The sequence below is a fragment of the Nostoc sp. ChiQUE01b genome (assembly GCF_034531255.1).
Taxonomy (GTDB): Bacteria; Cyanobacteriota; Cyanobacteriia; order Cyanobacteriales; family Nostocaceae; genus Nostoc.
This window is the reverse complement of sequence record NZ_JAVRBM010000005.1, coordinates 200913-206912: the sequence shown is the minus strand read 5'-3', so window position 1 is coordinate 206912 and position 6000 is coordinate 200913. Positions and strand designations below refer to the sequence as shown.

General features: G+C 41.5%; 7 protein-coding genes and 1 tRNA gene. 5 read left to right on the top strand and 3 right to left on the bottom strand.

Annotation, left to right across the window (positions count from 1 at the left end):
- The first annotated feature begins 138 nt into the window (after window positions 1-138).
- From RMY63_RS05875 to RMY63_RS05855, 5 genes are all read left to right on the top strand, one after another.
- Complete coding sequence (locus tag RMY63_RS05875; RefSeq protein WP_012407952.1) at window positions 139-339, top strand: hypothetical protein; 201 nt, start codon at window positions 139-141, stop codon at window positions 337-339.
- A 474-nt stretch (window positions 340-813) separates the two neighbouring features.
- On the top strand, window positions 814-1542 hold the full coding sequence (locus RMY63_RS05870) for a hypothetical protein (protein WP_322727793.1): 729 nt from the start codon (window positions 814-816) through the stop codon (window positions 1540-1542).
- Between the two features lie 32 nt (window positions 1543-1574).
- Window positions 1575-1643, top strand: a tRNA-Ser gene (locus RMY63_RS05865).
- 77 nt (window positions 1644-1720) lie between these two features.
- Window positions 1721-1927 (top strand): hypothetical protein, encoded by a 207-nt coding sequence (locus tag RMY63_RS05860; protein WP_322727792.1) that lies wholly within the window; start codon window positions 1721-1723, stop codon window positions 1925-1927.
- Window positions 1928-2184: 257 nt separating this feature from the next.
- A complete protein-coding gene (locus RMY63_RS05855; protein WP_322727791.1) occupies window positions 2185-3618 on the top strand; it encodes a vWA domain-containing protein in 1434 nt (477 codons plus the stop codon).
- Between the two features lie 49 nt (window positions 3619-3667).
- On the opposite strand, the gene RMY63_RS05850 is transcribed toward RMY63_RS05855, so the two are convergent.
- Genes RMY63_RS05850 through RMY63_RS05840 form a run of 3 tightly spaced genes read right to left on the bottom strand, consistent with a single transcriptional unit; the run spans window position 3668 to window position 5712 of the window.
- A complete protein-coding gene (locus tag RMY63_RS05850) occupies window positions 3668-4336 on the bottom strand; it encodes a hypothetical protein (protein ID WP_322727790.1) in 669 nt (222 codons plus the stop codon).
- A 41-nt stretch (window positions 4337-4377) separates the two neighbouring features.
- Window positions 4378-4629, bottom strand: a complete 252-nt coding sequence (locus tag RMY63_RS05845) for a hypothetical protein (RefSeq protein WP_322727789.1) — start codon at window positions 4627-4629, stop codon at window positions 4378-4380.
- 6 nt (window positions 4630-4635) lie between these two features.
- Entirely contained in the window at window positions 4636-5712 is a 1077-nt protein-coding gene (locus RMY63_RS05840; protein ID WP_322727788.1) for an alpha/beta hydrolase, read from the bottom strand.
- Window positions 5713-6000: the final 288 nt, after the last annotated feature.

Sequence of the window (6000 nt, the reverse complement as noted above, 5' to 3'; positions counted from 1 at the left end):
ATACATTGTCGCAGTTTTTGATCCCATTTTTTCAGATTTTGTGAGAAATCCGCGTGTAACTCTCACAGGGAGGGTATCGGTTCAATCCCGATCAGATCCACTAATATCAATTCGTAATTAAAACAAGAGGTGATTGTAATGGTTCATATTCGATTTGAAGGACGTTCTGTTGATGTACCAAAAACTCAATTGGGAATTGCAGCAGGGATGAATGATGTGGCAGTGAAGGAGCGCGTTGCTCGGCATTTAGATGTGAATAGCGATCGCCTCTCTGCTTACGTAATCGATCGCCGTCCTAGTGGTGATTTGATCGTCCGCCCTGAAGCTGTCTATGGTTAAATTTTCTAGTCATCTGTGCCCTAACAGAAGAAGCATACATACACATTTATAACGGTTCTAAGGTAGTAAAGTTCGAGCGATCGAATCAGCGAAGCATGATTTCTAAGTAAGAGCGCAGATTTAGCGTGCGTGCCCACTGCCAATATTTGGTAAGAGCGGCTGTAGCTGTAAAAAGCTTCTTGAACTTGCAAGGAATGATTTAAGACTTAATTCCGCGCCCTAACTTGTAAAGCCTACACACACCATCCGGCAACGGAATGCAGGTTCAAATCCTGCCGCTCCCGTTCATGGGAGCGTAGCCAAATTGGTATAGGCAATTGTGAAAACTGCTTTGCTAACTTGTGCGGAATTTCAATTATTGAAATCGGATTTATCTATAACCTTTACTCAATACAGAGGTGAGTTCAATGATGTTAGCTAACTCATGTTTAATAACAACTCAATTAGTACAAGTGCATTTAAAGAACGTGAGATATGAGCGAACATCGTTTGAGCGAGATTGTGATTGAGCGTCCTCGCGGTGGGAGGAGAATTAGCCTCAAAAAGGTAACTGGCTTTAAGAAGCAATTATACAAAATTACCCAGGATGCTATTCAGGATGGATTGTTGAATCCCTACCTGATTAAACCAACAAATAAATCTAAGTATCTTTCAGACCATCTCGGCCCTCTGCGTCGGTTTTTGCGCTCGAAAGTCGGACAGCCTTGGAATGACGTTTACAGTCAACTGTGTCAAAGACTAGATCCCAGTACAATGGCAGGACAGCATGTTATCGATCATGTCTGGGACTATGTTGAACGGCATGTAGAAATAATTGATGGTGGTTTCTATAGCAAGCCTTATCAAGGATATCGAACTCAGTTAGATGTAAGTCATCGCGATCGCTTCTATATCCATCCTGAAACTGGAATTCTTTGTGCAGCCGAGAAAATACCTCGAAAGCAGAAGCAAAAGCAGGAACAAACTGATATTGTCATCATTGATAATTATCATCAATACCAGAAGCTAAACGAGATTTGGTATTTAATTACCTTTAAATATTTTCCACCGCCACCAACTCATTATGTGACGGATGTTGTTAAAGGTATAATTCATCGTTCTGCGGCAATAATGTATAGAAATAGAATGATTTACGCTGTTAGGAAACAGCAGTGTAACAAGAAAGAAATTCGATTTATTTTAAATCAACTTTCTAAAACCTAAAATTTTCACTTCGTGCCCTAACTGGATAAGCTTACATACTAGCCTAATGGTAAGGCACTTGACTTGAGATCAAGCAATTACAGGTTCAAATCCTGTGTGTGAATCAACAGCTTTTTCGACTTGCACGAGGTGATCTTATTTCATTTCAATATGGAGGTGAGAACGATGAAGAAGATTAATGATTTCAACATCGAGCCTGAAGATTTCGACGATTTCTGCTTTTGAAGCATCAAGTAAACGTCGTCGTGGCTACCCATCTGAAAAAGCTGTTAAACGTGGCTATCGCTTTGTTCATGGCGACAAGGAACTACAGGAAAAACTTGGTAACAATGACCTTTGTCTTTGTGGTTCTGATCGCTGCTTTCAAAAAGTGCTGTCGCAATAGCGGCAGATATGATGGCAGCTTACGCAGCTACTACTTTTAGGGAGTAAGAGCAAATTCGATAATTTTCCGCTCATTACCCAGTCCCCAGTCCCTAATCCCCAGTCCCTTTTACTTGGCAGTTGTTGCCGCGCCCCGATCGCAGAAGCTTACATCATTTTGCACAAGTTATACACATGCTTCTACAACTTGCGCGGTGACTTTATCACCTCGCGTGCAACATCTGCCTCCTCATCCATCACAACTAGAGGAGGTTCATAATGAACACCGCAGAACGTGACCTGCGTTTGGAAATGCTCAACAGTTTGCTAACAACTCCTCACCGCAAGCTTGAGCAAGTCGCAGAAATTCATCAGTTAATTGTTGAACTCGATCCCATCTTCTATGGACACCTGGCAGTCTGGTATCAGCTTCATGGTGATGTCCGCGACCACAAGGAAGTGTTTGTTGCTCATTTGTTAACCAGCAATTTGATTGAACACCGAGATGCTGGATTTATGATGCTACAAGAATTTCCTCCCTATCAAGTGGCTCGTGTGGTGGACTTCATGAAGCAGCAGCAGAATAAACTGCCTCGTTCCACCCGCACTGCGGTACGGCGTTATCTAAAGGTGCGGGAGAGCAATCCGGCTCTATTTGATCGCGCTGCGCTGCGAGGTCGTAAGGCAATGAAGCACTTATATGCTTCACTGCACATCAAGCCAAATGAGCGGGCAAATGCGATTCTATTTGGCGATACTCCTCCAGAGGGTTCCTTAGCAAATGTGCTGAAGCAGCTTGCTAAGGCAGAAAATGCCGCAGAACAGGCACGGCTGATTGTGGAGTTCAAAATTCCCTATATGATCGCAATTGGTGCAATCAAGCAACTTACACCAGTTGTATTGGTGGCGTTAATCAACAGCATGACTCCCCAAGAAGCGATCAACAACCTCAAGTCTCTCCAGACTAGAGGTGCAATGGATCACCCACAAGTCAAGAAGCTGATTGATTCTAAGCTGGAAGCAGCCTCTAAGAGTACACGTGTCTCAGCATTTAAAGCACAGATTGCCACAGATGCAGCCGATTTTGACGCAGACACCGTTGCCCAACTGGAAAAGGTGACAAACGAACAGGTGAAACGGCGTGGTGCGATCGCTCGTCCAACTGCTTTATTGGTCGACAAGTCTGGTTCAATGGAAAATGCGATCGCGACGGGTTTGCAACTCGCTGCCTTGATCTCTGGTATCACTAAGGCAGAACTGTTTGTCTACGCCTTCGACACCATTCCTTACGCTGTTACGGCAAAAGGCAAGGAGTTGAGCGACTGGGAGCGTGCCTTCCAGCACATCAATGCAGGCGGTGGTACTAGCATCGGCTGTGCGTTGGAAGCAATGCGACGCAAAAAGCAGGTGGTTGACCAAATCATCTTGGTGACGGATGAGGGCGAAAATGCTGCTCCTTACTTCGGTGAAGTTTACAAGAACTACTGCCGGGAATTGGCGATAATGCCCAATGTGGTGATTGTCCGTGTGGGTAATCATTACAACTGGGTGGAGAGTCAATTAAAGCAGCAGCAAGCACCTGTAGATACGTTCACTTTCGCGGGTGACTACTACAGTTTGCCGAACATCGTTCCACTGCTAACGCGCCCCTCTCGTCTGGATTTGCTGATGGAGATTTTGGATATGCCGTTGCCTGTGCGAGAGGATAAGTAGAATACATCAGGGTGCGTCATAGTTACTCATAACACACCCTGATATTGTTTTACTTGACATCTGAAGATTTTCCAATCCCTTCGTTTTTTAAAAAAACATTAGCTTGAGCAATCTGGCTGTAGTAACCTAAACTCAGTGTGCGCCATACATACAATGTTGAAGCAATACCTATTCCAAAAGCTAAAACACTAAAGATAAAAATACCCAATCGTAAATTCAAACGCATTAGTGATAATCGAACCCAAACGAAAATAAGAGTACTAATAGCTAGAAAACAAAAGTTTATACTCCATGCACGCACAATTCGTATTCTGCTCCTGTCATACTCAAGCCGATTTATAATATTGCTTGTAGCATAAGTGTATACGTATATTCTTGCGTTTTCATACTCTTCGTTGTTAGGAAATTTATATCTGCGAAGCCTCTTATCCCACTTCCCGTAGAGTAGAAAAACTAGGTAATCAACGACTATACCCAGTACATAAACTAGGGATAAAACTGGAATAAGTGCAACTAAAGCTGTAGTTTCTTTCCAAGAAACCCATGTATAACCAAAAATACTTACTAACAAGAGAATTAGCCAAATTGCTGCTCCTGTACCAATAACAATAAGTTCTACAAATAGAGCAGTTGTATTCATTCCTAATCCTTCTGACAGAATGCTTATTACACAAATTTCAGATAAAACAATAGCATTCTTATCATCCACTACGTACATAGTGTAATGATTAGCAACATGAAAAAATCGCGATCGCTCTACTAGAAAATCTCTCTTTTCATCTCTTCCAAAGACAACTTCTTGCCTTTTTTCAATTCTTCCCGCGCATTCTGAATAATTGCTAAGAACTCAGGATTAGTGCTGAGTGCGAGGGATTCTGGATCAATGTCCTTGATATCAGTCACAATGGCGATCGCTTTTCCATTCATTGTCAAAACAACCGTCTCGTCATTAAATTTCTCTGCATAGGCAGATAAAGGTTTTGATGCAGTAGATAATTCAATCATCTTCATCTAGCTTCACCTCTTGTCCTGCAATAAACAACCGATTACCCTTATTCTTTTTCGTAGTTGAGTAATCGTAAAATAAGTAAATAATATCCCTAAAGGTGCAACAGTCGATGCCGATTCAGGAACACGTTTACTCTTTACTGTCACATTGGGGTCAGCAGCATCACCTGTGTAATAAACGTAATTAAAAGCGTCTTTATCATTAAGAATACTTGCACGTAAAAACAAACCACTCCACCGGGCAATTGTTTCAATAGCTACATCTTGATTAAGTGTAGAATTTATCGGGTCAGGAATTGCACCAGCAGGATTATTTGTATTTGTGATACTAAAATGATTGGCACCTTTGATATTAATCAGTGCAGCGGGTGAATTTTTAATTTTGTCATAAGTTAAACTAGCACGTATTGGCAGCGCTCTGCCATCACAATCTCCTTGCAGGAGTGCAACTGGTATTCCATCGTTGTTAATAGGAAGATAAACATCATTCTCATCGCGAAGATTACCACCAAAGAATGCTCCTGCTACAATTTGTTTGGGTCGTGAGAAAGAACCCGGACAAAGTGTTGGTTTCACGCATAAATTTCCAATTGCAGATAATCCTACGGCGCTGCCTAACGAATGACCTAATAATCCTACTTCCTCTGTATCCAGCTTGCCTACAATAGGTGAACTAACGTTCTTATTTTCAATTACAATTTGTTGTAAAGCTGTATCAATTTGGGTAGTTTGGGGTAATAATGCTTCGCCAAATATTGGAGCTATACGCTTGCTGTTTGGCACCACTACTACAAATCCATAGCGTGCAACTTGTTGAGCGTAATTAGAGTAATTTGATTTGTCAACTAGTCCGCCTTGTAGTAATAGTGCTACTGGAAAGGAATAATTGCTTGTTTTTAAGTCTGTTGGATTAGGATAGTAAATATCAGCTAGATTATTATCTCCAGTAATAGTAGTAGTGTAACTAGCAACGTTGTCAAACACAGGTGTCGGATTAAAAGAAGAAGCAGACGCTATTTTATTAATACCCAATACAAGTAACGATGTGCTTGTACAAACTACTGACAAAGCTTTGATACTCAACAAAATAGCTACTCCCTTTTTAAGCAACAAGACGTATTTATTCTAATACTTCTGCCTAAAGTACCATAGTATTTGTACCCTTAATTTTTTACTCTAGGTAGATGCTAGGGTCGTAACCTAAGAGGTTTTGGAAATTTCAACTCTGTCCTTTACCAATCATTAAAATAACGTTGATGCCATTACTGCACTGCGATCGCTGTAGATTTTTAAGGCAACCTGTACTATTTTGTGCCGATTAGTTACAGTGACAATGGTTATATTTAGTTATGCATACCGAGTGCGGCAGGTACA